Raw genomic sequence first — 26,925 nt, forward strand, 5'->3', positions numbered from 1 at the left:
CTTTGTCAGCCTGATAGTCAGCCACCCCAGTGCGGTACGGAAGGACGGTTCCCCGTGACGGAGGCAGCGGAGCTCCCCCCGGCGCCTGAAGAGGCCCGGACGGTATTCGGCGATCGCTTCTCGGACGCGGTCCGGTATGCGGAGCTGCTCGCCGAAGCGGGGGTGCAGCGTGGCCTGATCGGCCCTCGCGAGGTCCCCCGGCTCTGGGAGCGGCACCTGCTCAACTGCGCGGTGCTGTCGGAGGTCGTGCCCGAGGGCGTCACCGTGTGCGACGTGGGCTCCGGCGCCGGGCTTCCCGGCATCCCGCTCGCCCTCGTCCGCCCGGACCTGAAGATCACGCTCCTTGAGCCCCTGCTGCGGCGTACGAACTTCCTCACCGAGGTCGTCGAGCTGCTCGGCCTGGACCACGTGACGGTCGTGCGGGGCCGTGCGGAGGAAGTCCTCGGCAAGTTGCCGCCGGTCCATGTCGTCACGGCCCGGGCCGTCGCTCCCCTAGACCGCCTCGCGGCCTGGGGCGTACCCCTGCTGCGCCCTTACGGCGAGATGCTGCTTCTCAAGGGCGACACCGCCGAAGAAGAGGTCAAGGCGGCCGGCGCCGCTCTGAGCAAGCTGGGAGCGGTGGACACCTCGGTCCTCCACGTGGGCGAGGGCGTGGTGGACCCGCAGTCCACCGTCGTGCGCGTCGAGGTCGGGGAGAGCCCAGGTGGTGTGCGCTTCGCCGCGAAGCGCGCCAAGGCGGCCAGGGCAGGCCGCGCGCGCCGACGCCGCTGATCCGTCCCGGCGACGAGCCATACGCCACACAAGCTGCCATACGTACGCACACCGGGGTGTCGCACCAGCGGCACCCCGGCTGCCGTGCATCGTGTTTCACGTGAAACGTCGCTCACTGCTGCATGGCATCATCAATCGCGGCCGCGCTGCGGAACCTCGCGACCGTCGGCCACTCGGTTCCCTCGATAGGGGAACGGAGTTGTCCACAGAGGTGGATTCGTCCACAGAAGACCGGGCCTCGCTGGTTCATGACCCCGAAAGCATGGGAGGCTCTGTTCATTGCGAGCCTGATGTCGAGGAGAGTGAATCCTTGCGGTCCGACGCCAACATCGCGGGACCGATGACCGATCCGGTCCCCGGCCCCCGTACCGAATCGGCGGGGGAGGATGTTTCACGTGAAACACCGACCCCGATGGACGACACACCCATCGGTCGAGCTGCCCAGCTGGCGGTAGAAGCGCTCGGCCGCACCGGCGAGGGCCTGCCACGTCCTGAGCAGACCCGCGTCATGGTGGTCGCCAACCAGAAGGGCGGGGTGGGCAAGACAACGACGACCGTCAATCTCGCCGCCTCGCTCGCCCTGCATGGCGCGCGCGTGCTGGTGGTGGACCTCGACCCGCAGGGCAACGCCTCCACGGCACTCGGCATCGATCACCACGCCGAGGTGCCTTCCATCTACGACGTGCTGGTCGACAGCAAGCCGCTCTCCGATGTCGTCCAGCCGGTGCAGGACGTCGAAGGGCTCTTCTGTGCCCCGGCCACCATCGATCTCGCCGGTGCGGAGATCGAGCTGGTATCGCTGGTGGCACGCGAGAGCCGGCTTCAGCGGGCGATCCAGGCGTATGAGCAGCCGCTGGACTACATCCTCATCGACTGCCCGCCGTCCCTGGGGCTCCTGACCGTCAACGCTCTGGTGGCGGGCGCGGAAGTCCTCATCCCCATCCAGTGCGAGTACTACGCGCTGGAAGGGCTCGGACAGCTCCTGCGCAACGTTGACCTGGTGCGCGGGCACCTCAACCCGAACCTGCATGTGTCGACGATCCTGCTGACCATGTACGACGGGAGGACCCGCCTCGCCTCGCAGGTGGCCGAGGAGGTCCGCAGCCACTTCGGCGAAGAGGTCCTGCGGACAAGCATTCCGCGTTCGGTCCGTATCTCCGAGGCGCCGAGCTACGGCCAGACGGTGCTCACCTACGATCCGGGATCGAGTGGCGCCCTCTCCTACTTCGAGGCGGCACGCGAGATCGCGCTGCGCGGAGTCGGGGTTCGCTACGAGGTTCAGCACGCCCAGCAGATGGGCGCACAGAACGACCAGCACAGCATGACGGAGGGGATGCAGTGAGCGATCGACGGAGAGGACTGGGTCGGGGCCTGGGGGCCCTGATCCCCGCAGCCCCTACGGAGAAGCAGGTACCGCAGAGCACGACGGGAGCCTCGGCCTCGCCGACGGCCGTGCCCGTGCTCACCACCGAGCGCGGTGTGGCGGCCGCCAAGGTGACCGCGCTCTCGCAGCCCCCTGTTTCACGTGAAACACCGGAGCAGCATCAGCAGGCCGCGGAGCCCGCACCGGAGACGAAGCCCGTCGCCGGCGCGTACTTCGCCGAGCTGCCACTCGACTTGATCTCGCCGAACCCCCGGCAGCCGCGAGAGGTGTTCGACGAGGACGCGCTCGCCGAGCTCGTCACCTCCATCAAGGAGGTCGGGCTTCTCCAGCCGGTCGTCGTGCGCCAGCTCGGTGCCGGGCGCTATGAGCTCATCATGGGTGAGCGGCGCTGGCGGGCCTGCCGCGAGGCGGGTCTGGAGCGCATCCCGGCCATCGTGCGTGCCACGGACGACGAGAAGCTCCTTCTGGACGCGCTGCTGGAGAACCTGCACCGGGCGCAGCTCAATCCGCTGGAAGAGGCCGCTGCCTACGACCAGCTGCTCAAGGACTTCAACTGCACGCACGATCAGCTGGCGGACCGCATCGGCCGGTCCCGCCCGCAGGTCTCCAACACGCTGCGGCTCCTGAAGCTCTCGCCGGCGGTGCAGCGCAGGGTCGCGGCCGGTGTCCTCTCGGCGGGTCATGCTCGGGCGCTGCTCTCGGTGGAGGACTCGGAGGAGCAGGACCGCCTCGCCCACCGGATCGTGGCCGAGGGGCTCTCGGTCCGTGCTGTGGAGGAGATCGTGACCCTCATGGGGTCGCGGCCGCAGAGCGCTCCGAAGGCCAAGGGGCCGCGGGCCGGTGCCCGGGTCTCGCCCGCTCTCAGCGAGTTGGCGGGCCGGCTCTCGGACCGCTTCGAGACGCGGGTGCGCGTGGACCTGGGCCAGAAGAAGGGCAAGATCGTTGTCGACTTCGCCTCGCTTGAGGACCTGGAGCGCATCCTGAGCACGCTGGCCCCGGGCGAGGGCCCCGTCCTGCAGAACGGGTCGGACGAGGACTCGGAGGAGTCGTCCGAGGACGGCAAGGACTGAGCCAGTGGGGTAGCCACCGCGAGAGCGGGCGGTGTCCGGTCTGTACCGGCACACCGCCCGCTCTTTGCTTTCTTACGGTATAGATGCAATCTCATCGTGGATACGATGCGTACAGGTATGGCACATCCACCTGACAGCACCTCTTTGGGGAGGCGGGGGCCATGCGATCGGTGAGCCGCACCGGACTGATGACCGCGGGCCTTGGGCTGGGAGCGGTCGGCGGGTTCGTCGGCAGCCTGCTCAGGGAACGCGGTGCTCTGACAGCCGCCCGCGACGCCGCGGGCGAGGAAAGTGAGGATTCGCCTTCATGGGGCGTCGGCTCGTACCGCTCACGCTGGACAATCTCCCGGACCTCCCCCAGCGCTGCCGCACCTGCGTCTTCTGGGAACTCGACCCGGTCAGCGGGCAAGCCGCGGTAAAGGCGGGGACCGCGGAGCTGGAGAAGGAGTCCTGGATCTCCGCCGTCCTGCTGGAGTGGGGCTCCTGCGGCCGCATCGTCTACGTCGACGACGTCCCGGTGGGATTCGTGCTCTATGCACCTCCCGCCTACGTCCCGCGCTCGACCGCGTTTCCCACGAGCCCGGTCTCCCCGGATGCCGTGCAGTTGATAACGGCCTGGATCATGCCCGGCTATCAAGGGCAGGGGCTTGGGCGGGTGATCGTCCAGACGGTGGCGAAGGATCTGCTGCGCCGGGGGTTCAAGGCCATCGAGGCGTTCGGGGACGCGCGGTGGGAAGGGCCGGCGTGCTTGCTGCCCGCGGATCATCTGCTGGCGGTGGGATTCAAGACGGTCCGTCCGCACCCCAGCCATCCTCGGCTGCGGCTGGAGCTGCGGACGACGCTGTCGTGGAAAGAGGACGTCGAGATGGCGCTGGACCGTCTCCTGGGCGCGGTACAGAAGGAACCAGCGCTCCGACCGCTCTGAACGACGAATGGACCAGCCCCCGGAGGGACTGGTCCATTCGTGTTTCACGTGAAACATCGTCACCGGTCACGAGATGGCGTGCACGGCGACGAAGCCCGTGGACTACTCGGTGATGAAGTCCTCAAGGTCACGCACGATCGCGGCCTTCGGCTTGGCGCCGACGATGGTCTTGGCGACCTCGCCACCCTGGTACACGTTCAGCGTCGGGATGGACATGACGCCGTACTTGGCGGCCGTCCCCGGGTTCTCGTCGATGTTGAGCTTGACGATCTCGATCTTGTCGCCGTGCTCGGCCGCGATCGCCTCGAGCGACGGGGCAATCTGACGGCACGGACCGCACCAAGCGGCCCAGAAGTCCACCAGTACGGGCTTGTCACTCTTGAGGACGTCCTCCTCGAAGGAGGCGTCGGTCACGTTCTTGAGGGTGCCGGCCACGGCAGTCTCCTTAACTTGTTGCGGTGGGAAGAGGGGGTCAGACGGTGGCGGCCGTGGCCGTCTCGCTGTCGGCGAGGGCAGCGAGGTAGCGCTCGGCGTCGAGGGCGGCGGAGCAGCCGGTGCCGGCGGCCGTGATCGCCTGGCGGTAGGTGTGGTCGACGACGTCACCGGCACCGAAGACACCGGTGAGGTTCGTCCGGGTCGAGGGGGCCGCGACCCGGAGGTAGCCCTCGTCGTCCAGGTCGAGCTGGCCCTTGAAGAGTTCGGTGCGCGGGTCGTGACCGATGGCGATGAAGAGGCCGGTCACGGGCAGCTCGGCCGTCTCGCCGGTCTTGAGGTTGCGCAGCGTCAGGCCGGAGAGCTTCTGCTCGCCCTTGATCTCGGCGACCTCGCTGTCCCAGATGAACTTGATCTTCGGGTCGGCGAAGGCACGCTCCTGCATGGCCTTGGAGGCGCGCAGGCTGTCGCGGCGGTGGACGATCGTCACGGACTTGGCGAAGCGGGAGAGGAAGGTGGCCTCCTCCATCGCGGTGTCGCCGCCGCCGATCACGGCGATGTCCTGGTCCTTGAAGAAGAAGCCGTCACAGGTGGCGCACCAGGAGACGCCGCGTCCGGAGAGGGCGTCCTCGTTCGGCAGGCCGAGCTTGCGGTGCTGGGAGCCGGTCGTGACGATGACGGCCTTGGCACGGTGCACGGTGCCCGCGGTGTCCGTCACGGTCTTGATCTCGCCGCTGAGGTCGACGGCGACGACGTCGTCGGGCACGAGTTCGGCACCGAAGCGCTCGGCCTGGGCGCGCATGTTGTCCATGAGCTCAGGACCCATGACCCCGTCCTGGAAGCCGGGGAAGTTCTCCACCTCGGTGGTGTTCATCAGCGCACCGCCGGCGGTGACGGCGCCCTCGAACACCAGCGGCTTCAGCGACGCGCGCGCGGTGTAGAGCGCCGCCGTGTAGCCGGCGGGCCCGGAGCCGATGATGATCACGTTACGGACGTCGGTCACGGCTTGATTCCTCGTCTCTGGGGACTGCTGCGTACTGCTGGTGGGGGCCTGTCTCAGGACTCTCACCCCACCCAACGGATCCTACGGGGCATGCATTCCCGGTCGGGTCGGCGCGTACGGAAGCATGTCGGGGCCGGACCGTGCGGTCGGCCACAACACCCCTGGCAGCGGACGCGAGTACCCATGAAGAGGGGGTGCGAAAAGACGTCCGCCCGTCAGCCCTGGGGGTAGGAGTGCGTCAACAGAACCTTGCCGGCCCGGGGCGAGGAATCGCCCACACAGGCGGCGTCGACGACGTACGCGGACACCTGGGCGGCGTCCGAGTCATGCGGCACCACGACGAGATAGGCGCGCTTTCCTTCATACGAGCCCTCTTCGGAGGCGAGAGGGATGCGGTCACCGATGCCGCGCTGGATGCACTCGGGCACCTGAGCCGCGCTCGCGCGCATCGGGGTGCCTTCCGGGGACTCCGGGCTGGAGCGCGGGCCGAAGGACTGCTTCCCGCCCTCGGACTTCTCCTGCCCTGCCTCCTTGGTGGAGTTCTCGGCGAGGAGAGCGGCGACCCGACCCTTCAGGGCGCCCTTGGAGAAGGAGTACGCCGAGTCATGCCGCCCCGCGTTGGGGGACGTGCCTCCACCGTCGTCACCGACGGTCTGGATCAGCAGGGAACCGAGGCCGATGGCGGCTGCGGTGAAGACGGCGCCGAGCACGGCCGTTCGGCGGCGCGGGCGCCGGGGCTGCTTCCCGCGTCCGGGGCCGGTGGCGGCGCGTGGACGCCCGGCGGGGCGATCCGCCGGTATGCCCGGAGTGGAGACCGGCGATGTTTCACGTGAAACATCCCCGACCGAGGGGGAGGCTGGGGACTCCGGGGAGGGCTCATGGGCGCCTGAGTCCGGAGCGTCTGGAACGTGGTCGTCGGGTGTGAGGGAGTCCAGCAGCGCCTCGGCGGCCAGCGCGGCGTCGATGCGGCCCGCGACATCGGCGGGCATGCGGGACGGCCCCGGCAAGGTGCCGAGTGTGTCGCGGATCTCTTTCAACGAGGCGTAGACGTCGGCGCAGAGCTCACAGCCGTCCAGATGCCGTCGCACGGCGCCCGTGCGCGACGGGGAGAGGAGACCCTCGGTCAGATCGGAGATCTCCGTGACCTCCGGGTGCCCGGCCGAGTCGGTCGTGGCTGTCACGCTCGCCCACCTCCGCCCTTCACGGCAGCTGAATCGCTTGGTCCTGCATCTCGTGGTCCTGTGTCTCGTGGCCCCGCTGCCGGTGGGACGGATGCCCCCCGCGTCCGGTTCCTTTCCGCGGCGGGCTTCTCGCTCCCTCCGGTGTCGGTGCTCTTGGCTCCCTGGGCGCGTGCGTCCGTGCGCAGGTGCGTGAGGAGCGGCAGGAGCCTGGCTCTGCCCCGGGCGCAGCGGCTCTTGACGGTGCCGCTGGGCACGTCGAGGACCCGTGCCGCCTCGGCCACCGGATAGCCCTGCATGTCGACCAGGACGAGAGCGGCGCGCTGGTCGTGCGGGAGAGTGCCCAGCGCCTCCACCAGCTCCCGGTGGAGGTCGCCGCGCTCGACCGGTTCGGCAGCGGACTCCTCGGGTTCCAGAAGCTGATCGAGGCGTTCGGTGTCGTCGATCGGAGAGGTCTTGCGGGACGCGGCCTTGCGCGCGCGGTCGAGGCAGGCGTTCACGGTGATGCGGTGCAGCCACGTCGTCACGGCGGACTGCCCCCGGAAGGTGTGAGCGGCGCGGTAGGCGGAGACGAGGGCGTCCTGTACCGCGTCGGCCGCCTCCTCGCGGTCCCCGAGGGTGCGCAGGGCCACGGCCCACAGCCGGTCACGGTGGCGCCGGACGATCTCACCGAAGGCGTCCTTGTCGCCGGCTACGTGGCGGGCGAGGAGGTCCTTGTCGCTGACGTCGCCATGCGCGGTGTCGTCCACCGTCGAACCCCCTCCCCCCAGTGAGCCTCGCCGAGCCGGTTCCTCAGCCCTTGAACTGCACGTCCGTGATGGCCTGCTTGTAACCGGCCCTGTAGTAACCGTCGGGACCGGAGTTCGGCAGAGCGGTGAGCCAGAGGAGCACGTACCGCGACTTGACCGGCTTCTTGGCCGAGATCTTCGCGGTGGTGTCCGACGTGGTGACGCCGCCGATCTTCTTCATCGAATCGATCGCCGAGGAGGGCGTCAAGGAATCCGTGGCATAAAGCGTGGCCGTGGTGTGGGAACCGCCGTATTTGAGAGCTATCGACGCGGCCGAGACGTCCTGTGCCGAGCCGAGGTCGTAGACGATACCGACACCGGGCTTGTACGGGGCGAGCTCAGGACCGTCGTTGAACGTCTTGGTGCGCCACAGCGAGGAGCTGTCCTTGTCGTAGGTGTTCCGCACGCTCTCCGGGGACTGTGCGGGGCCCTTGGCGACGTACTCCCGTGCGTCCTCGATGGCGATCGGCTTCTTGGGCCTGGGCTGGTCCTTGTCGTCGCCACCGGTGGTCTGCGTCGTGCCGTCGGAGTCCCCGGAGTTCTCGCGGTCCATCAGGGCATCGGCGAGCTGCCAGCTGCCGAGGCCGAGCGCGGCGATGAGCAGCGCCGACACGGCCCACTTGAGGGCCCTGCCCGTACGGCTCTGCAGCGGGGGCGGCGGGGGCACGACGGGCTGTGTGACGCCGAGGTGGGCCGCGGGGCGGTTGTACGCGCCCTGCTGGTACGAGGTGCGCTGGTACTCGGGGGGCGCGGTGAAGGCGGGCTCCGGCGGGCGGATGCGGGGCATCTCGCCGATGGCCTTGACCAGCTCCTCGGGCGTCGTGCACGGCGGGTCCTGGCGGGACGCGGTCGCCCCGTCGTTGACGAGCGCCCGCATGGCGAGTTCGGAGAGGCCGCGGTGGACTCCGGCGCGTACCTGGTCGGGGGCGATGAGGCCCACGTCCTTGGGCAGGCCCGAGAGGCCGTAGGCGTCCTGCTCGTAGGGCCAGCGCTGGGTCAGGGCCGCGTACAGGAGGGCGCCGATCGCCTCGGTGTCCGTGCGCTGCGGCGTATCGGATTCGATGCCGCGCAGCGCGGCGTTCACCGCGAGGCCGCGGATGCGGTACTGACCGGTCGAGGTACGCAGGACGGCCCCCGGGGTCAGCCGCAGATGTGCGAGGCCCTCCCGGTGCGCGGCGGCCATGGCCTGGGACACCTGGCTGACGAGCTGATAGGCCTCGTGGGCCTCCAGCGGGCCCGCCGCGAGCACCGCGGTCAGCTCCGTGGCGTCCGGAAGCCACTCGTGGACGACGTAGACGAGGTCGTTCTCCTCGACGGCGTCCAGGACCTGCACGAAGCGCGGGTCCCCGAGAAGGGCGGAGGAACGCGCCGCGGCCAGCACGGAGCGGGCCCGCGGATGGTCCGCGGGCAGCAGATGCACGCCGACCGCGCGGCGGAGTTTCTCGTCCACCGCGCGCCAGCTGCTGAAACCGTCCAGACGGGTGACGCACTCTTCGAGCCGATAGCGTCTGGCGAGCTTGTGGCCACTGTGCAGCTCTGGGGGTGAGGTCGTCCCTCGGCTCTTGGGCTTGTCGGTCTCCGCCCCGTCTTCGTCAGCTGCCGTGTCCCGCTCCCGGGTCTGGGCCGCCCCGTCGGCCGTGGCCTTCTCCGCCTTGGCGGTCAGCGGCTCGTCACCACTGTTGTCTGCCACGTCGACGGCAGCCGTGCTCCGTTCCGCCACCGTCGTTCCTGCCTCCCCATCCGTTGCGCTACGTCAGACGCCAAAGCCAATTGTGCCCACAGTCCGGTGCTATGCACGACACGCGGTAGCGAACGATGGTTGTGCGGTAGCGCTCATCTCAGCGTCCGAGACGGCCGCGGACCATGCCGACCATCGAGTTGAGTTCCGCAATCCGCATCTTTCGGGCGGCCACGAAGAACACGCCGATGAGCGCGACGCCGCCCGCGATCAGCGCGGCCAGTGAGCCGAGCGCCCCCGTACCCATGGTCCGCAGGACGGCGAACCCGATGGCACCGCCCACCAGGGCCGCGGGGATCGAGGCGCCGAAGAGCCGGGTGTACGTGCGCGCCACCTGAGCGCCGTCCAGATCGCCGCCCAGCCGCGCGCGCAGGCGCCGCCAGGCCACACCCACCCCGACCGCGTAGGCGAGGCCGTACGAGGCTCCCATGCCGACGACGGCCCACCGGGCGGGCAGCACGAAGAAGCAGAGCGCCGACGCCGCAGCGTTGACCGCGGCCACGATGAGGGTGTTGTAGAACGGCGTGCGGGTGTCCTCGTAGGCGTAGAACCCGCGCAGGACGACGTACTGGACCGAGTACGGAATCAGACCGAGCCCGAAGGCCATCAGGATGTAGCCGATGTTCTGAGCGCCCGAGCCGGAGCCCGCGTACAGCAGCGTCGCCATCGGGACGCCGAGGGCGAGGAAGGCGAAGGCGCACGGCACGATCGCCACCGCCGAGGTGCGCAGACCGTACGAGATGTCGTCACGGACGGCGGCGGGGTCGCCGTCGTTCGCGGAGCGCGAGATGCGCGGCAGGACCGCGGTCATGACGGAGACCGTGATGATGGCCTGCGGCATCTGCCACAGGAGCAGCGCGTAGTTGTACGCGGTGATGCCCGTGCCGGAGTGGCCCTGGTCGGAGGCCGTCGTGCCGGCGCTGGTGGCCAGCTGGGTGACGACGACCATGCCGAGCTGGTTGGCGAGGACGAAGAAGAAGGTCCACTTCGCCAGCCGCGCGGCCTTGCCGAGCCCCTGTCCGCGCCAGTCGAAGCGCAGGCGGATCTTGAACCCGGCCTCGCGCAGGTACGGGAGCATGGCCAGCGACTGCACGACGAGGCCCAGCAGCGTTCCGAGGCCCAGGAGGCGTACGCCGTCCGGCGTGATGTTGGAGGGGGCGACGCCCGACTCGGTGAAGCTTCCGAAGGCCCAGATGAATGCGCCGAAGGTGGCGATGACCACGATGTTGTTGAGGACCGGGGTCCACATCATCGCGCCGAAGCGCCCGCGGGCGTTGAGGATCTGCCCGAGCACGACGTGCACGCCCATGAAGAACATGGTCGGGATGCAGAAGCGCGCGAAGGTGACGGTGACGTCCATGCGGACGGGGTCGGCCGCGATCGTCGGCGACATCAACCGCACGAACATCGGCGCCGCCACCACACAGATCACGGTGACACCGGCGAGCAGCACCATGACCAGGGTGAGGAGCCGGTTGGCATAGCCCTCGCCGCCGTCCTCGTCCTTCTTCATGGCGCGCACGAGCTGAGGGATGAACACCGCGTTCAGGGCGCCGCCGCCGACCAGGACGTAGATCATCGTCGGCAGGGTGTTCGCGACCTGGTACGAGTCGTTGAGCGTGGCGACGCCGATCGCGGCCGCCATGACGAGCGTGCGCAGGAAGCCGGTGAGGCGGGAGACGATGGTTCCCGCCGCCATCAGGGCGCTCGACTTCAGCAGGCTGGAGGCACGGCCGCCCGACTTCGCGGCGGGAGCCGGAGCGGGTGCGGGCGCCGGAGCGGGGGCCGGGGCGGGGACGATCGGCTGGTCGGCGGGTGCGTAGCCGCCGTCGACGGGCTGCTGGTAGCCGTTGCCCTGGGGGTAGCCGTCACCGCCCTGGTAGCCGCCCTGCTGATAGCCACTGCCCTGGGGGTAGCCCTGGCCCTGGTTCTGCGGGTAGCCGTCGCCCTGCTGGTAGCCGTCCTGTTGATAACCGCCCTGCGGGTAGCCGCCTTGTGGGTAGCCGCCCTGCTGATGACCGCTCTGCTGGTACTCGGCCTGTCGGCCGCCGTATCCGCCGGCCTGCTGGTCGCGGTAGAGATGCGCGAAGGCGTCCGGCTCGTGGTACTCCTCGCCGGCCTGGGTGACCAGGTCGTCGACGCCCACGAACTGCGTCGTACGGGCGTCGTCGCCGTACGGCAGGTGCCGCGAGGGCCCCTCCGGCTCCGGGGCCGGAGGCTGCGCCCAGACGCGCGGGTCCGGCGCGTGCTCCGAGACGGGCGGCCGACCGTAGAGCGGCTGCTGGGGGTATGTGCCGGGCGGCGGCGGGGGGTGCGCCGCGCGGTCGTAGAGCGCTTCGGCGACCGGGTCCTGCGCGGAGAGGTCCTGCCCGCGGTAGGGGTCCTGGTCGTAGGCGTCCTGGAGGTACGCGTCGGGCGCGGGCTGCGGCGGGACCTGCTGCCCGGTGTGGTCGTCGGGGCCCGGAGGGGGGCCGCCGGCCGGGCCAGAGCCACCCGAGCCCTGGCCACGGTCACCGTCGTACGGCGCGTTCATGGATTACCCCACCTCATCGTCCCCGGGCCCACCGGCCACGACATCGCTCAACGGTCCACTCTCTCACCCGTGTCCGACGGGTCGGTGCTTTCGGGAGCGGTGTCCGGTGTCGGGTCACTCGGCTGCTCGGGGTCGCCGTCTTCGGCGGCGGCCCCGTTCTCGTCCTCGGGGCCCTCGTCCGGGCCCTCTTCGGCCCGCTTGCGCGCCGCGCGCTTGCGCTGCGTGTACATCCGGAATCCGGCGAGCACCAGGAGCAGCAGGCCACCGGCGATGACGAGCATCACGGCGAGGGTGAACTCGGTGACGTTGACCTCGAAGTGCACGGCTTCCCCGTAGGGCTGCCCGTCCTCCGTGAAGAGCTGGGCGTAGACCGGGACCGGGCCGTTGGCCTTGGCCGTGGTGGTGAACTTCACCGACTGGGAGTGCCCGCCGGCGATCTTGACCTGCTTCTCCTCGTACTCCCCGCCGCCGACCTCCAGTCGGGTCGGCTTCCTGGAGTAGAGCCGCAGGGTCAGATGCTCCACACCCTGCACCAGGTTGTTCTGCACCGACACCGGGATGGTGGCGCTGCGCCCGGAGAGCTTCGCGTCGGACCTCTTGATCAGCGAGACCTGCTTGGTGAGGCTCTCCAGATAGCTCTGCACGCCGTTGCGGTACGTGGTCGCCTCGGCCGGCCTGCCGCGCCAGGACGTGGACATCCCGCGGTCTATGGCCCGCCTGAACGGGGTGACGACGCGGTCCCTCTTGGTGAGGATGACCTGGAAGCGTTCCAGCGCGCTCTGCGTGTCGCGGAAGGTCATGAAGGCCGACTGCGGCAGCTCCCGCTTGCGCAGCGCGGCCGGGTACGCCCGCGCCGACGGCACCCGCGTCGTGGCCTGCGGGTCCGGCTTCGCCTTCGCCGCCGCGGTCAGCCCCTGGAACTGCGTCCAGGGGCCTTCCTGCAGCGCCGTGAGGCCCTTGGCCATCGTCTGGGCCTGGCTGACCGTGGGCATGCGCTGGGGGGCGATGACGATGCTGCGCTGCTTGCCCGGCACCTGCTGGTTGAGCAGCAGGCTCTGGGCGGCGAATTCCTGCACGGCGAGCGTGGCGTTCTCGCTCACCGTCATGTCGCCCTCGAAGGCCGTGGACAGCCGCGCGTCGGCCACCACCGCCGTGGTGCCGCCACCGATGGGCCTGGCCGCGGTCGGCGAGTACGGAAGGGACTCGCTCTCCCGGAGGCTGTCACTGCGGGCGATCACCGTGTGGGCGCCCGCCGAGGTGGAGACGTCCACGATCGACGGGTCGATGGCCCCCTCGGCGGGCCACGCGAAGTCGGTGCTCGCCTCGGTGTGCAGGATCGCCTTCACCGCGCTGACCCCGGCCTCCGTGGCCTCCTTGAGGTGGCTGAGGGAGCCGGTGACGCCCTTGCCGGTGTGCGCGAGCGACGCCAGGTCGGGGTCGGCGAAGGGGAGGGCGACGACCTTCTTGTCCTTGACGGCGGCTTCGAGGTCGTTGAGCCACTGCTTGGCGACGGCCTGGTGCTTGCCCGCCCTGGTGGTCTTCCCGTCGGCGTTGCGGATGCGGTAGCCCTCGGTCATCGCCTCGACCGAGGCCAGCGTGTCCGGATCGATCACCCAGGTGACGTCGAGGTCGCTGCCCAGCGCGAGGAGCTGCTGCAGGCGCCCGCCCGCGGCGAGCTCGTCGGCGAGGTCATCGTTCTTGAAGACGGGCGTCTGCTGCTCGTCGGAACCCGTCTCCGCGGTGAGATGCGTCTCGGAGATGAGCGGCCACAGATACGTCGTCTTCGTCTTCGTCTCCGCGGCCTCCGGCTGCCACGGCAGGAAGGTGCGCTCGATGCCGAGCACCTGGGGGTAGGGCCGGGCGGCGCTCTGACCGGTGAGGGTCACGCCGAGCTGGTAGACGCCGTCCTCACCGAGGTCGAGCGCCTTCACCGGGACGGAGATGCTGAAGTCCGTGGGCACGCCGGGCACGAGCTTGGCGATCTCGTCGACGTACTTGCCGCCCAGCTCGGTGCCGTCGGTGCCCGGCTGGAAGTCCTTGCGCTTCGTGGCGCTGTCGAGGGCGCTGCGGCCGCTGAGGGGCGGTCCCAGGCGCAGCCCGACCTTCCCGTCGGTCACCGTCTGCTTGCCCTTGTTGGTCACGGTGCCGGAGACGGTGACCGTGTCGCCCTCACGGGGGATGGCGGGGGTCAGCTCGTCCAGCGAGACGTCGACGGGGCCCTTGTCGGGGGCGGCGGCGGCCGGCGCACCGGGCACCGCGGCGTCCGCGGCCGGGCTCACCGGGGCCTGCAGGAGCCCGGCGAGCAAAGGGGTACCCACCAGCAGTGCCGCGGTGCGCCGCAGCCACCGGCGGGCAGGTGTGGGGCGTGTCCCCGGGAAGTCTGCCGCCTCGGCCACGCGTTCGCCTATCCCTCGTCGTCAGTGGTCGTCGGTTGTGCGTCCACGCATGGTAACGAGGTGTGCTGTGGCGAAGTGCCGCGGACTGCTTCACATGATCGGAAGAGGCGTCGCGTCCGCCGGAGCGCGCCGCGCGCGCCCGGCGGGAATCGGGTCGGCTCCGGTGGCTCGGTGCACGTACCCTTTTCTGTTGTGCCGAACGCCAATGAAGACAATCCCAGCGCACTGAGCCAGGTGCAGCGCCGCGCGGTCAGCGAACTGCTGCGGGTGTCCCCTGTCGCGGACGAGCTCGCCCGCCGATTCCAGGAGGCCGGGTTCTCTCTCGCCCTGGTCGGCGGCTCGGTCAGGGACGCCCTCCTGGGGCGGCTCGGCAATGACCTGGACTTCACGACGGACGCCCGCCCCGAGGACGTGCTGAAGATCGTGCGGCCCTGGGCCGACGCCGTGTGGGAGGTCGGGATCGCCTTCGGCACGGTCGGCTGCCAGAAGGACGCCCGTGTCGGGGACGCCGACCAGAGCTTCCAGATCGAGGTCACGACCTACCGGTCGGAGGCGTACGACAGGACCTCGCGCAAGCCCGAGGTGTCCTACGGCGACTCCATCGAGGAGGACCTCGTCCGCCGCGACTTCACCGTCAACGCGATGGCCGTGGCGCTGCCCGAGAAGGAGTTCATCGACCCGCACGGCGGGCTCGACGACCTCGCGGAGCGTGTCCTGCGCACCCCTGGGACCCCTGAGGAGTCCTTCTCGGACGACCCGCTGCGGATGATGCGGGCCGCACGCTTCGCCGCGCAGCTCGACTTCGAGGTGGCGCCCGAGGTCGTCTCCGCGATGAAGGCCATGGCCGAGCGCATCGAGATCGTCTCCGCGGAGCGTGTGCGGGACGAGCTGAACAAGCTGATCCTCTCCCGGCACCCGCGCCAGGGCCTCGCCCTGCTCGTCGACACCGGTCTCGCGGAGCGGGTCCTGCCCGAGCTTCCCGCGCTCCGGCTGGAACGGGACGAGCACCACCGCCACAAGGACGTCTATGACCACTCGCTGATCGTCCTGGAGCAGGCGATCGCGCTGGAGACGGACGGCCCCGATCTGACGCTGCGGCTCGCCGCGTTGCTGCACGACATCGGCAAGCCGAAGACGCGGCGCTTCGAGGGCGACGGCAGGGTCTCCTTCCACCACCACGAGGTGGTGGGCGCCAAGATGGTCAAGAAGCGCATGACGGCACTCAAGTACTCCAATGAGCTCGTCAAGGACGTCTCGCGCCTGGTCGAGCTGCACCTGCGCTTCCACGGCTATGGCACGGGCGAGTGGACGGACTCGGCCGTCCGCCGCTACGTGCGCGACGCGGGGCCGCTCCTGGAGCGTCTGCACAAGCTGACCCGCTCGGACTGCACGACGCGCAACAAGCGCAAGGCGAACGCGCTGTCGCGTGCGTACGACGGCCTGGAGGAGCGCATCGCCCGCCTCCAGGAGCAGGAAGAGCTGGACTCCATCCGTCCCGACCTCGACGGCAACGAGATCATGGAGATCCTGGACGTGCGTCCCGGGCCGGTGATCGGCCAGGCCTACAAGTTCCTGCTGGAGCTGCGGCTGGAGAACGGTCCGATGGAGCGGGAAGCGGCCGTGGCGGCGCTCAAGGAGTGGTGGGCCGCGCAGAGCTGAACAGCTCCGGCGGTGTGTTTCACGTGAAACACGACAACCGGGCCCATATGCGCCGAGGGGCACTGTTTCACGTGAAACAGTGCCCCTCGGCGTGCTACCTCGGCGTGCTACCTCCCGGCGTGCTGCCGCACGGCGTTCAGGCCGCGGCCCACATCGGGTCAGACGTTGTCAGGCGCCCTTCGTGCAGAGCAGGAACTCGTCGCCCTTGCCGGTCTCCGCGTAGAAGCCGGTGGCGCCTTCCACCTTGCGGCACTCGGTCTCCGCGGTGAACTGGGTGAAGTGGCCGTCGATCTTCTTGATGACCTTGGACTCCGCCTCGGAGGACGAGCAGTCCACGACCTCCATGCGCTGCGAGGAGGACGAGGCCGACTTCAGGCAGTCGCCGACCTTGGCGGTGTCCGCGTCGTCCTGGCTGGCGAAGTAGCCGATCACCATCAGGATGACGACGACCACCGCGCCCGCGATCCGCAGATAGAACTTGAGGGGCCGGCGCTGCGGCTGGGGCGGGGGCACGGGGCCGCCCTGGTTGAAGGCCGGATATGGCTGCTGCGGCATGCCGGGCTGGCCCTGCTGCGGAGGGTAGGGGGCCCCGCCCTGCGGCTGACCGTAGGGGTTCTGCCCCTGCGGCTGGCCATAGGGATTCTGGCCCTGGGGCGGGTAAGGAGCCTGGCCCTGGGGCGGCGGAGTGGTCACGTGGGGGTCCCCCTCGAACGAAAGCGCGATGGCGCGAATGCGACGCCCGTAAGTTACCGAGGTGTGGTCGTCACTCTGAAGCCGAGAGAGGCTCTGTGGCACTGATGTGACACTTACTGGGAGTCAAACCGGGCCATAGACGCAGCAACCGCCGCGTAGAGCAGCGCCACCCCCAGGACCAGGGGGATTGAGCGCCCGTCCGGCGGCAGGACCAGCGCCGCCACCGCCGCAGCGCCCACGAAGGCGACGTTGAAGAGGACGTCGTAGAGGGAGAAGACGCGGCCGCGGAAGCCGTCGTCCACCGCGGACTGCACCACCGTGTCCGTCGCGATCTTCGCTCCCTGCGTCGTCAGACCGAGGGCGAAGGCGGCGATCAGGAGGGGGACGGGGGCGAAGGAGAGGGCGAGCGCCGGTTCCAGGACGGCTGCCGAGCCCGCGCAGACGACGATCCAGCCGCCGGCTCCGAAGCGTCCCGCCGCGGCCGGCGTGACCACGGCTGCCACGAAGAAGCCCGCTCCGGAGACGCCGAGGGCGAGTCCGAGCAGCGCGAGTCCCTCGGACTCCGACGACGACCAGGCGTACCGGCACAGCATCAGGACCATGACCGTCAGGGCGCCGTAGCAGAACCGCATCACCGTCATGGCGGTGAGCGCGCGCAGGGCGGCCGGGCGTCGCCGCAGGTGCCGTACGCCCGAGGCCAGACCGCGTGCCGTGCCGGCGAGCGCGTCCGCGAGCCGTGGTGTGACCAGGCCCGGATCGGGACCGAGCAGGTCACGGGCCATGCGCAGCGAGGCGAGGGCGGCGCAGAGGTAGAGGGCGGCTCCGAGGAGGACCACCGCCGCGTCGGAGTCCGACGCCAGCAGACGTACGAGGAAGGCGAGGCCGCCGCCCGCGGTCGCGGCGAGCGTCCCCGCGGTCGGCGAGAGCGAGTTGGCGATGACCAGGCGATCCGCGTCGACCACACGGGGAAGGGCGGCGGAGAGACCGGCCAGGACGAAGCGGTTGACGGCCGTGACGCAGAGCGCGGAGGCGTAGAAGAGCCAGTCGGGTACGCCGCTGAGCATGAGGACGGCGGTCAGCGCGGCGAGGACGGCCCGCAGGAGGTTGCCGTACAGGAAGACCTGGCGGCGCCGCCAGCGGTCGAGCAGGACGCCGGCGAAGGGCCCGACCAGCGAGTACGGCAGGAGGAGCACGGCCATGGCCGAGGCGATCGCCCCTGGTGAGGCCTGCTTCTCCGGGGAGAAGACGACATAGGTGGCCAGCGCGACCTGGTAGACCCCGTCCGCGCTCTGGGAGACCAGCCGCACGGCGAGCAGCCGTCGGAAGTCCCGCAGGCGCAGAAGGACACGCAGGTCACCGACGACAGCCATGGGCCTCACCCTCGTATGGGACGTACATGCGAGGAGGGCCCCCGAGCGCGATGCCCGGGGACCCTCGACGTGCGGCAGGGAAGGGCGCTTTAGCGCTCGACCTCGCCCTTGATGAACTTCTCGACGTTGTCGTAGGCCTCGTCGTCGAAGTACTGGACCGGCGGGGACTTCATGAAGTACGAGGACGCGGAGAGGATCGGGCCGCCGACACCGCGGTCCTTGGCGATCTTCGCGGCGCGCAGGGCGTCGATGATGACACCCGCGGAGTTCGGGGAGTCCCAGACCTCGAGCTTGTACTCCAGGTTCAGCGGGACGTCACCGAAGGCACGGCCCTCCAGGCGGACGTAGGCCCACTTGCGGTCGTCGAGCCACGCGACGTAGTCGGACGGGCCGATGTGGACGTTCTTCTCGCCCAGCTCGCGGTCGGGGATCTGCGAGGTGACGGCCTGCGTCTTCGAGATCTTCTTCGACTCGAGGCGGTCGCGCTCCAACATGTTCTTGAAGTCCATGTTGCCGCCGACGTTCAGCTGCATGGTGCGCTCGAGGCGGACACCGCGGTCCTCGAAGAGCTTCGCCATCACACGGTGCGTGATGGTGGCGCCGACCTGGGACTTGATGTCGTCGCCGACGATCGGGACACCGGCCTCGGTGAACTTGTCCGCCCACTCCTTGGTACCGGCGATGAAGACCGGCAGCGCGTTGACGAACGCGACCTTGGCGTCGATGGCGCACTGCGCGTAGAACTTCGCGGCGTCCTCGGAGCCCACGGGCAGGTAGCAGACGAGGACGTCGACCTCGCGGTCCTTGAGGACCTGGACGACGTCGACCGGGGCCTCGTCGGACTCCTCGATGGTCTGGCGGTAGTACTTGCCCAGGCCGTCGAGGGTGTGGCCGCGCTGGACGGTGACGCCCTTGCTCGGCACGTCGCAGATCTTGATGGTGTTGTTCTCGCTGGCACCGATGGCGTCCGAGAGGTCGAGGCCGACCTTCTTCGCGTCGACGTCGAAGGCGGCGACGAACTCCACGTCACCGACGTGGTACTCGCCGAACTGGACGTGCATCAGGCCCGGGACCTTGGCGTCCGGGTCGGCGTCCTTGTAGTACTCGACGCCCTGGACCAGCGAGGCGGCGCAGTTGCCCACGCCGACGATGGCTACGCGAACCGAACCCATTCCGGTTGCTCCCTGTGTGATCTCGGTATTCCGGATGAGACCCGGCGGAATGCTGGGTCTCACTTGGTGGGGTCATCGGACGGATCCGGCGGCGGGTCGTTCTCCCGCCGCCGGGGCAGGCCCGCCGACTCCCCGGATGTGCTGTCCTGCTGAGCGGAACCCGGGGAGGCGGACCGTTGCTGGTCACGCCCCGCGCGCTCGCTCTCGATGAGCTCGTTCAGCCAGCGCACTTCGCGCTCCACGGACTCCATGCCGTGCCGCTGCAGCTCAAGCGTGTAGTCGTCCAGGCGCTCCCGGGTACGGGCCAGGGAGGCGCGCATCTTCTCCAGGCGTTCTTCGAGGCGGCTGCGGCGGCCCTCGAGCACCCGCATGCGTACGTCCCGCGAGGTCTGGCCGAAGAAGGCGAAGCGGGCGGCGAAGTGCTCGTCCTCGTACGCGTCGGGGCCGGTCTGCGAGAGCAGGTCCTCGAAGTGCTCCTTACCTTCCGCCGTCAGCCGATAGACGATCTTGGCGCGCCGCCCCGCGAGCGGAGCGGCGACAGCCTCCTCGGAGGTGCTGCCCGTCTCCTCGATCAACCAGCCGTTGGCGACCAGCGTCTTGAGGCAGGGGTAGAGCGTCCCGTAGCTGAAGGCGCGGAACACGCCCAGTGATGTATTGAGGCGTTTCCGCAGCTCATAGCCGTGCATGGGGGACTCGCGGAGCAGTCCGAGCACGGCGAATTCCAGGATGCCGGAGCGCCTGCTCATCGTCGCCTCCCGTCTGCCGCGGTCCTTCAGTACGGCCTTTATGCCGAGCTGATGTATCGACTCGATACATCGAGACGATAGAACGGTGACCGGGTTGAGACAAGAGGGGGCATGGTGAACGGCGTCACATCACCGATTCGTAGGAAGGAACTTGCCTGATTTGGGGTGAACTTCGGCTCTAGCGGGTTTTGACGGTGCGTAGTCTGTGCGCCATGTATGCCACCGGGAACCGTGTGACGCCAGGGAGCGTCGTCGTCCCTGGTGTAGTGCGGGTGAGCGCCGGAACCGGCTCATCCGTACGTCGGGGGGACCGGAAACCAGCCGCCGTTTCCAGGCGCGGACAGCTGCGCCTGCCCGAGGAGTAATCGTTCGATGAGCGAGCACCGTCGCAAACCGCCGCAGCCGCAGGGCGGCGGACGCGCCGCGGCCAGGCGTGGCGCCCCAGGGGCGCCGTCGGGCCGCCGCGCGGCACCGCGAGATGCCACCGGATCGTCTTCTTCCTCCCCTGAGCCGCACGGGTCCGGGCCCGCAGACGGCGGGGGCCGCAACTACGGCGGCCGGGCCGAGGCCCGGCGCGCCGCCCAGCGCAGCGGTTCCGTCGGCGCCACGGGTGGCCGCCGCCGGGTCACTGACGGCGCCGGTGGCGGGCGAGCCGGTGGTGGGGGCCGCCGCGGTGGCGGTGGGGCCGGGGGTGCCGGAGGTGCCGGGCGCGGCAGGGGCCGTGGTCCGCAGCCGTCTGGCAAGAAGCGGTTCATCGACTATCCACGCGCGGGCCGGCAGGGCGCACGGCGTTGGGTGCCGTCGTGGCGCCTGGTGTCCGGCCTGTTCATCGGCTTCCTCGGCAGCCTGATGGCGGTCGCCGGCATCTCGTACGCCCTGGTGGAGGTGCCGGAGGTCGACAAGGCGGCCAAGGCCCAGAACAACGTCTACTTCTGGGACGACGGCAAGCAGATGGTCGCGACGGGCGGTGAGCGCAACCGGCAGATCATCGACTACGACGACATCCCGGCGGAGATGCGCTACGCCGTCATGTCGGCGGAGAACAAGACGTTCGAGGACGACAAGGGCGTCGACCCCATGGGTATCGCGCGTGCCGTGGTCAACATGGCCAAGGGCGGGCAGACCCAGGGTGGCTCCACGATCACCCAGCAGTACGTGAAGAACGCGCGCCTGGGCGACCAGTCGCAGACGTTCAGCCGTAAGTTCAAAGAGCTCTTCATCTCCATAAAGGTCGGCCGGACCGAATCCAAGGAAGACATCATGGCCGGCTACCTCAACACCGCGTACTACGGGCGCGGGGCGTACGGCATCCAGGCGGCGGCCAGGGCGTACTTCGACAAGGAGGCCAAGGAGCTGGACCCGAGCGAGTGCGCGCTGCTCGCGACGGTGCTCAAGGGAGCCACGTACTACGACCCCGCGGGCGCCCCGGAGATCGACCCCGCGGCCAGCCGGGAGGACAACACCGCTCGTGCCAAGAAGCGGTGGAAGTGGATCCTCGACGAGGAGGTCAAGGACGGCCGGCTGACGGCGGAGCAGCGGAACAAGTACCGGACGTTCCCCAAGCTGCAGAACCCGCGGTCCAACGTCGACCTGGCCGGCCAGACCGGTTACCTCGTGGACCTCGCCAAGGCGTACGTCATCCGGAACTCCGACATCACCGCCGAGCAGCTCCAGCAGGGCGGCTACGAGATCCACACGACCTTCAACAGGGCGAAGGTCAAGGCGCTCGAGAAGTCGGTGAACAAGGTCCGCAAGGCGAAGATCAAGCCGAAGCTGCGTCCGGAGAAGGACACGCACGTCCAGTTCGGCGGTGCCTCCGTGGACCCGGCGGACGGCGCGATCAAGGCCATCTACGGCGGTGAGGACGCGACGAAGCACTTCACCAACAACGCCGACCAGACCGGTGCGCAGGTCGGTTCGACGTACAAGCCGTTCGTGCTGGCCGCGGCCTTCAAGCACGGTGTGCGCGACCCCGAGGGACCGGCGGAGCAGGGCGATGCCCAGCGCACAGTCGTCAACCCGAAGAGCTTGTACAGCGGCAAGAACGAGCTGAAGATCCAGAACTACGACGGGACCGTCTGGACCGACCGCGACGGCAAGCAGTGGAACCAGAAGAACGACGGTGACCAGTCGTACAACCGGCCGACTTTCCAGATCGACCTGCGGGAGGCGATGAAGGAGTCGGTCAACTCGGCGTACGTCCAGCTCGGCATGGACGTCGGCCTGGACAAGGTCAAGCAGACGGCCATGGAGGCCGGTCTCAAGGATGACACCTCCATGGCCAGCGCCAACTACCCGTCCTTCTCGCTCGGCACCTCGTCTCCGAGCGCGATCCGCATGGCCGGGGCGTACTCCACGTTCGCGGCCAGCGGCAAGCAGAACGAGCCGTACTCGGTCAGCAAGGTCGAGCACGGGGGCAACGAGGTCTACAAGCACCCGAAGGCGACCAAGCAGGCATTCTCCCCGGAGGTGGCCGACAACGTCACGGACGTCCTGAGGACCGTGGTGGAGAAGGGCACCGGCACCTCGGCCAAGCTGCCCAACCGGCAGGTGGCCGGCAAGACCGGTACGACCGACGGCAACAAGTCCGCCTGGTTCGTCGGGTACACGCCCCAGCTTTCGACGGCGGTCAGCATGTACCGGCTCGACGACGACGAGTCCAACAAGAAGCGCGAGTTCCTGGAGATGTTCGGCACGGGTGGTGAGGCGAAGATCCACGGCGCCTCGTTCCCCGCGCAGATCTGGCAGAACTACATGGCGGAGGCGCTCAAGAACGTGCCTCCGAAGCCGTTCCCCGTGCCGGAACCGATCGGTGACATCGTCGGTGAGACGCCGCCTCCGCCGCCCTCCCCGACGGTGACCCAGAAGGAGACGGAGGAGCCTTCGACACCGACGCCCACGGAGACCGAGACGACGAAGCCGCCCACGAAGTCACCCGACCCGACCGAGACCTGCGACCAGTTCGACTGGGACTGCAACCACAACGGTGGTGCGGACGGTGGTGGCGAGGACGGCGGTCCGGGCGGTGGTCCGGGCGGTGGTCCCGGAGGCGAGTCGCCATCGGCCACGGAGGAGCCACCGGGCCAGGAGGACCACGGAGGGATCTTCGGCTGACCACGGGGCCGAGCCCGTCCCGTCGATGTTTCACGTGAAACGAGGACCGTCGCACCGACCGGTGCGGCGGTCCTCTCCGCGTTCCCAGCCGCTTGCGGCAGGATGGCGGGCATGCCCAGTGCAGACCCCAGCGCCGGCCGCGGCGCAGAGACACCGAGCGCGAGTGCGTACGAACCCGTGCGGCCGCATGAGCCGGAGCCGGTACGGCCCACGAGGGAGGACGAGGTCGCCCGGGCCGGCAGTGAGCTGATCGGCGGCCCTCTCGGCCGGAGAGTGCTCTACGCGGCGACCTGGTGGTCGCCCGTGCGCATCGTCGCCCTGGTCGCGATCGGCATGTTCGCGCTCGGGATGGTCCAGAAGATGCCGTGCTACAACGGCGCGTGGTTCTTCGGGACCAGCTCCCAGTACACGCACGCGTGCTACTCCGACATTCCGCACCTCTACCAGGGGCGCGGCTTCGCCGATGGCCTCGTGCCGTACTTCGACAAGCTGCCCGGCGACATGGAGTACCTCGAATACCCGGTGCTGACCGGCGCGTTCATGGAAGTGGCCTCCTGGGTGACACCGGGCAGCGGCTCCATGCAGCACCAGGAGAAGATCTACTGGATGGTCAACTGCGGGATACTGATGGCCTGCGTGGCGGTCGTCGCCGTCTGTGTGGCGCGTACGCACCGGCGCCGCCCCTGGGACGGCCTCCTCGTCGCCCTCGCCCCGGCGCTGGCACTGACGGCCACCATCAACTGGGACCTGCTCGCCGTCGCCTTCACGTCCGCGGCGATGCTGATGTGGTCCCGCTCGCGCGCCCTGGCCTTCGGCGTGCTGCTCGGCCTCGCGACGGCCGCCAAGCTGTATCCCTTCCTGCTGCTCGGGCCCCTGCTGATCCTCTGCTGGCGTGCGGGGCGATGGCGGGAGTTCGGGACCGCGCTGTTCGGTACGGCGGGGATCTGGCTGGTGGTCAACCTGCCGGTGATGGTGTTCGCGAACGACGGCTGGTCGAGGTTCTACTCCTTCAGCAAGGAGCGCCCCGTCGACTTCGGCTCCTTCTGGCTGATCCTGGCCCAGCGCATGGACTCGCCGCTGAGCACCGGCACGGTCAACGCCCTCGCCATGGCGCTGATGCTCCTCGCCTGCCTGGGTGTCGCCGCGCTCGGCCTGACCGCGCCGCGCCGGCCGCGCTTCGCGCAGCTCGCCTTCCTGCTGGTGGCCGCCTTCGTCCTGACCAACAAGGTCTACTCACCGCAGTACGTCCTGTGGCTCATCCCCCTCGCCGCGCTCGCGAGGCCCCGCTGGCGCGACTTCCTGATCTGGCAGGCGTGCGAGGTCGCGTACTTCCTCGGGATCTGGATGTACCTGGCGTACACGACGAGCGGAGACGCCCACAAGGGACTCCCCACCGAGGGCTACCAGGCGGTGATCGCGGTCCATCTGCTGGGGACGCTGTACCTCTGCGCCGTGGTCGTACGTGACATCTGGATGCCGGAGCGGGACCCGGTCCGGCGCGGCGGGGACGACGACCCCTCGGGCGGTGTCCTGGACTCCGCCGATGACGTCTTCGTGCTCGGGGCCGCGACGCACCCGGTGCGGACCGTGGCGCACTCCACCGCGGGACCGGTCGTGAAGTGGGGGTCGGCCGTCGAGCCGTCCCGCTGATGCGGCTCACGGACGAAGGGGCCGGACACGATCAACGTCGTGTCCGGCCCCTTCGTCGTACCGGCCCTCGGAGTCCCGGGGCCCTCAGCGATCGACCATCCGGTCGAACTGTGTCGTGGTGTGCCGCAGGTGCGCCACCAGCTCCTCGCCGACCTTCGGCTCCGGCGCGTCGGCGGGCACGAAGAGGATCGACACCTGCATGTGCGGCGGCTCCGCGAACCAGCGCTGCTTCCCCGCCCAGACGAACGGCGACAGGTTGCGGTTGACGGTCGCGAGGCCGGCCCGGGCCACGCCCTTGGCGCGCGGCATCATGCCGTGCAGCGCCTTCGGGGCCTCCAGGCCGACGCCGTGCGAGGTGCCGCCCGCGACGACGACCAGCCAGCCGTCGGAGGCCACCTTCTGCTGGCGGTAGCCGAAGCGGTCCCCCTTCGCGACGGCGGTGACGTCGAGGACGGCGCCGCGGTACTCGGTGGCCTCGTGGTCACCCAGCCAGAGGTTGGTGCCGATGCGCGCCCGGAAGCGGGTCTGCGGGAACTGCTGCTGGAGGCGGACCAGCTCATCGGCCTTGAGGTGGCTGACGAACATCGTGTGCAGCGGAAGACGCGCCGCGCGCAGCCGGTCCATCCAGCCGATGACCTCCTCGACGGCGTCCGAGCCGTCGGTGCGGTCGAGCGGCAGGTGGATCGCGAAGCCTTCGAGCCGTACGTCCTCGATGGCGGCGTGCAACTGCGGCAGGTCCTGCTCGCTGACGCCGTGACGCTTCATCGAGGACATGACCTCGATGACCACACGGGCACCCACGAGGCCGTGCACGCCGTCGAGGGAGGAGACGGAGCGGACGACGCGGTCGGGCAGCGGCACGGGCTCCTCGCCCCGCCGGAACGGCGTCAGGACCAGCAGGTCCCCGCTGAACCAGTCCTTGATCCGGGCCGCTTCGTAGGTGGTGCCCACGGCGAGGATGTCGGAGCCGAAGCGCGTGGCTTCCTCGGCGAGGCGCTCGTGCCCGAAGCCGTAGCCGTTGCCCTTGCAGACCGGGACGATGCCCGGAAACCGCTCCAGCACGTGCTTGTGGTGTGCCCGCCAGCGCGCGGTGTCGACATAGAGCGTGAGCGCCATGGCTGGTTCCCGGAACCTTTCTCGTGTCTGCGGTATGTCAGAGGTGTGGAAGGAATTGTGCGGGATCAGCGGCGCGACATGTAGATGTCGAGGGCCTTGTGCAGCAGCTTGTTGAGCGGGAAGTCCCACTCGCCGATGTACTCGGCGGCCTCACCGCCGGTGCCCACCTTGAACTGGATCAGGCCGAACAGGTGGTCCGTCTCGTCCAGGGAGTCGGAGATGCCGCGCAGGTCGTAGACCGTCGCACCCATGGCGTACGCGTCGCGCAGCATCCGCCACTGCATCGCGTTCGAGGGCCTGACCTCACGCCCGATGTTGTCGGACGCACCGTAGGAGTACCAGACGTGCCCGCCGACGACGAGCATCGTGGCGGCCGAAAGATTCACGCCGTTGTGGCGCGCGAAGTACAGCCGCATGCGGTTGGGGTCCTCGGAGTTGAGGGCCTGCCACATCTGCTGGAAGTAGCCGAGGGGACGCGGGCGGAACTTGTCGCGCACGGCCGTGATCTCGTAGAGGCGCTGCCACTCGGCGAGGTCCTGGTAGCCGCCCTGGACGACCTCGACCCCGGCCTTTTCGGCCTTCTTGATGTTCCGCCGCCAGAGCTGGTTGAAGCCCTTCTGGACCTCGTCCAGGGAGCGGTTGGCCAGCGGTACCTGGAAGACGAAGCGGGGCTGCACGTCACCGAAGCCGGCGCCGCCGTCCTCGCCCTGCTGCCAGCCCATGCGGCGCAGCCGGTCGGAGACCTCGAAGGCACGCGGCTCGATGTACGTCGCCTCGGTGTCCCGCAGCCGCTTCACGTCCGGGTTCTGGATGCCGGCCTTGATCGCCGGAGCGTCCCAGCGGCGGATCACGACGGGCGGCCCCATCTTCACGGAGAAGGCACCCTGCTGCTTGAGGTGCGCCAGCATCGGCTGGAGCCACTCGTCCAGGTTCGGGGCGTACCAGTTGATGACCGGGCCCTCGGGGAGGTACGCGAGGTAACGCTTCAGCTTGGGCAGCTGCCGGTAGAGCACCAGGCCCACGCCGACCAGGTGGCCGGTCCTGTCGTCGAACCAGCCCAGGTTCTCCGAGCGCCATTCGCTCTTCACGTCAGCCCATGCCGGGACCTGGCAGTGACTCGCCGACGGCAGTGTCTGGATATACGCCAGATGCTGCTCACGACTGATGGTCCTCAGGGTCAGACTCAT

The 26,925-nt window shown here is 69.4% G+C and carries 20 protein-coding genes; 7 read left to right on the forward strand and 13 right to left on the reverse strand.

Annotated features, from left to right (window positions below; translation table 11 throughout):
* The first annotated feature begins 54 nt into the window (after positions 1–54).
* From rsmG to AB0I16_RS09130, 4 genes are all read left to right on the forward strand, one after another.
* Positions 55–771 (forward strand): 16S rRNA (guanine(527)-N(7))-methyltransferase RsmG, encoded by a 717-nt coding sequence (gene rsmG, locus AB0I16_RS09115; protein WP_363248656.1) that lies wholly within the window; start codon positions 55–57, stop codon positions 769–771.
* Between the two features lie 262 nt (positions 772–1,033).
* Entirely contained in the window at positions 1,034–2,113 is a 1,080-nt protein-coding gene (locus AB0I16_RS09120) for a ParA family protein (protein WP_363248815.1), read from the forward strand.
* On the forward strand, positions 2,110–3,225 hold the full coding sequence (locus AB0I16_RS09125) for a ParB/RepB/Spo0J family partition protein (protein WP_363248657.1): 1,116 nt from the start codon (positions 2,110–2,112) through the stop codon (positions 3,223–3,225). The genes AB0I16_RS09120 and AB0I16_RS09125 overlap by 4 nt, the downstream gene beginning before the upstream one ends.
* A 307-nt stretch (positions 3,226–3,532) precedes the next feature.
* Positions 3,533–4,150 carry a GNAT family N-acetyltransferase gene (locus tag AB0I16_RS09130; RefSeq protein ID WP_363248658.1) on the forward strand — a complete coding sequence of 206 codons (618 nt, stop codon included), beginning with the start codon at positions 3,533–3,535 and terminating at the stop codon, positions 4,148–4,150.
* Positions 4,151–4,252: 102 nt separating this feature from the next.
* On the opposite strand, the gene trxA is transcribed toward AB0I16_RS09130, so the two are convergent.
* From trxA to AB0I16_RS09165, 7 genes are all read right to left on the reverse strand, one after another.
* Positions 4,253–4,585: a thioredoxin gene (trxA, locus tag AB0I16_RS09135; protein WP_363248659.1), complete on the reverse strand. Its 333-nt coding sequence runs from the start codon at positions 4,583–4,585 to the stop codon at positions 4,253–4,255.
* 37 nt (positions 4,586–4,622) lie between these two features.
* On the reverse strand, positions 4,623–5,585 hold the full coding sequence (gene trxB / locus AB0I16_RS09140) for a thioredoxin-disulfide reductase (protein ID WP_363248660.1): 963 nt from the start codon (positions 5,583–5,585) through the stop codon (positions 4,623–4,625).
* A 215-nt stretch (positions 5,586–5,800) separates the two neighbouring features.
* Positions 5,801–6,766 carry a hypothetical protein gene (locus tag AB0I16_RS09145; protein WP_363248661.1) on the reverse strand — a complete coding sequence of 322 codons (966 nt, stop codon included), beginning with the start codon at positions 6,764–6,766 and terminating at the stop codon, positions 5,801–5,803.
* Positions 6,763–7,512 carry an RNA polymerase sigma factor SigM gene (gene sigM / locus AB0I16_RS09150; protein WP_363248662.1) on the reverse strand — a complete coding sequence of 250 codons (750 nt, stop codon included), beginning with the start codon at positions 7,510–7,512 and terminating at the stop codon, positions 6,763–6,765. Before sigM ends, AB0I16_RS09145 begins: the two co-directional genes overlap by 4 nt.
* 43 nt (positions 7,513–7,555) lie before the next feature.
* Entirely contained in the window at positions 7,556–9,271 is a 1,716-nt protein-coding gene (locus AB0I16_RS09155) for a protein kinase family protein (protein ID WP_363248663.1), read from the reverse strand.
* A 118-nt stretch (positions 9,272–9,389) separates the two neighbouring features.
* Positions 9,390–11,822: a murein biosynthesis integral membrane protein MurJ gene (murJ, locus tag AB0I16_RS09160; protein ID WP_363248664.1), complete on the reverse strand. Its 2,433-nt coding sequence runs from the start codon at positions 11,820–11,822 to the stop codon at positions 9,390–9,392.
* 47 nt (positions 11,823–11,869) lie between these two features.
* Positions 11,870–14,218 carry a DUF6049 family protein gene (locus tag AB0I16_RS09165; protein ID WP_363248665.1) on the reverse strand — a complete coding sequence of 783 codons (2,349 nt, stop codon included), beginning with the start codon at positions 14,216–14,218 and terminating at the stop codon, positions 11,870–11,872.
* A 192-nt stretch (positions 14,219–14,410) separates the two neighbouring features.
* On the opposite strand from AB0I16_RS09165, the gene AB0I16_RS09170 reads away from it, so the two are divergent.
* A complete protein-coding gene (locus AB0I16_RS09170) occupies positions 14,411–15,877 on the forward strand; it encodes a CCA tRNA nucleotidyltransferase (RefSeq protein ID WP_363248666.1) in 1,467 nt (488 codons plus the stop codon).
* Positions 15,878–16,045: 168 nt separating this feature from the next.
* Here the strand turns inward: AB0I16_RS09170 and AB0I16_RS09175 are convergent, their stop codons facing one another.
* From AB0I16_RS09175 to AB0I16_RS09190, 4 genes are all read right to left on the reverse strand, one after another.
* Positions 16,046–16,570 carry a hypothetical protein gene (locus AB0I16_RS09175; protein ID WP_363248667.1) on the reverse strand — a complete coding sequence of 175 codons (525 nt, stop codon included), beginning with the start codon at positions 16,568–16,570 and terminating at the stop codon, positions 16,046–16,048.
* 113 nt (positions 16,571–16,683) lie between these two features.
* A complete protein-coding gene (locus tag AB0I16_RS09180) occupies positions 16,684–17,940 on the reverse strand; it encodes an MFS transporter (RefSeq protein ID WP_363248668.1) in 1,257 nt (418 codons plus the stop codon).
* Positions 17,941–18,029: 89 nt separating this feature from the next.
* Positions 18,030–19,112, reverse strand: a complete 1,083-nt coding sequence (locus tag AB0I16_RS09185; protein ID WP_363248669.1) for an inositol-3-phosphate synthase — start codon at positions 19,110–19,112, stop codon at positions 18,030–18,032.
* 59 nt (positions 19,113–19,171) lie between these two features.
* Positions 19,172–19,858 carry a helix-turn-helix transcriptional regulator gene (locus AB0I16_RS09190; RefSeq protein ID WP_363248670.1) on the reverse strand — a complete coding sequence of 229 codons (687 nt, stop codon included), beginning with the start codon at positions 19,856–19,858 and terminating at the stop codon, positions 19,172–19,174.
* Positions 19,859–20,230: 372 nt separating this feature from the next.
* On the opposite strand from AB0I16_RS09190, the gene AB0I16_RS09195 reads away from it, so the two are divergent.
* Positions 20,231–22,972 (forward strand): transglycosylase domain-containing protein, encoded by a 2,742-nt coding sequence (locus AB0I16_RS09195; protein WP_363248671.1) that lies wholly within the window; start codon positions 20,231–20,233, stop codon positions 22,970–22,972.
* Between the two features lie 111 nt (positions 22,973–23,083).
* Positions 23,084–24,622 (forward strand): glycosyltransferase 87 family protein, encoded by a 1,539-nt coding sequence (locus AB0I16_RS09200; protein WP_363248672.1) that lies wholly within the window; start codon positions 23,084–23,086, stop codon positions 24,620–24,622.
* An 84-nt stretch (positions 24,623–24,706) separates the two neighbouring features.
* On the opposite strand, the gene AB0I16_RS09205 is transcribed toward AB0I16_RS09200, so the two are convergent.
* Together AB0I16_RS09205 and AB0I16_RS09210 are read right to left on the reverse strand one after the other, a co-directional pair.
* Positions 24,707–25,738, reverse strand: coding sequence for an alanine racemase (locus tag AB0I16_RS09205; RefSeq protein WP_363248673.1), 1,032 nt, complete (start codon positions 25,736–25,738; stop codon positions 24,707–24,709).
* Positions 25,739–25,803: 65 nt separating this feature from the next.
* A complete protein-coding gene (locus AB0I16_RS09210) occupies positions 25,804–26,925 on the reverse strand; it encodes a peptidoglycan bridge formation glycyltransferase FemA/FemB family protein (protein WP_062771398.1) in 1,122 nt (373 codons plus the stop codon).

This window comes from Streptomyces sp. NPDC050703 (genome assembly GCF_040654435.1).
In the GTDB taxonomy this organism is placed as follows: Bacteria; Actinomycetota; Actinomycetes; order Streptomycetales; family Streptomycetaceae; genus Streptomyces.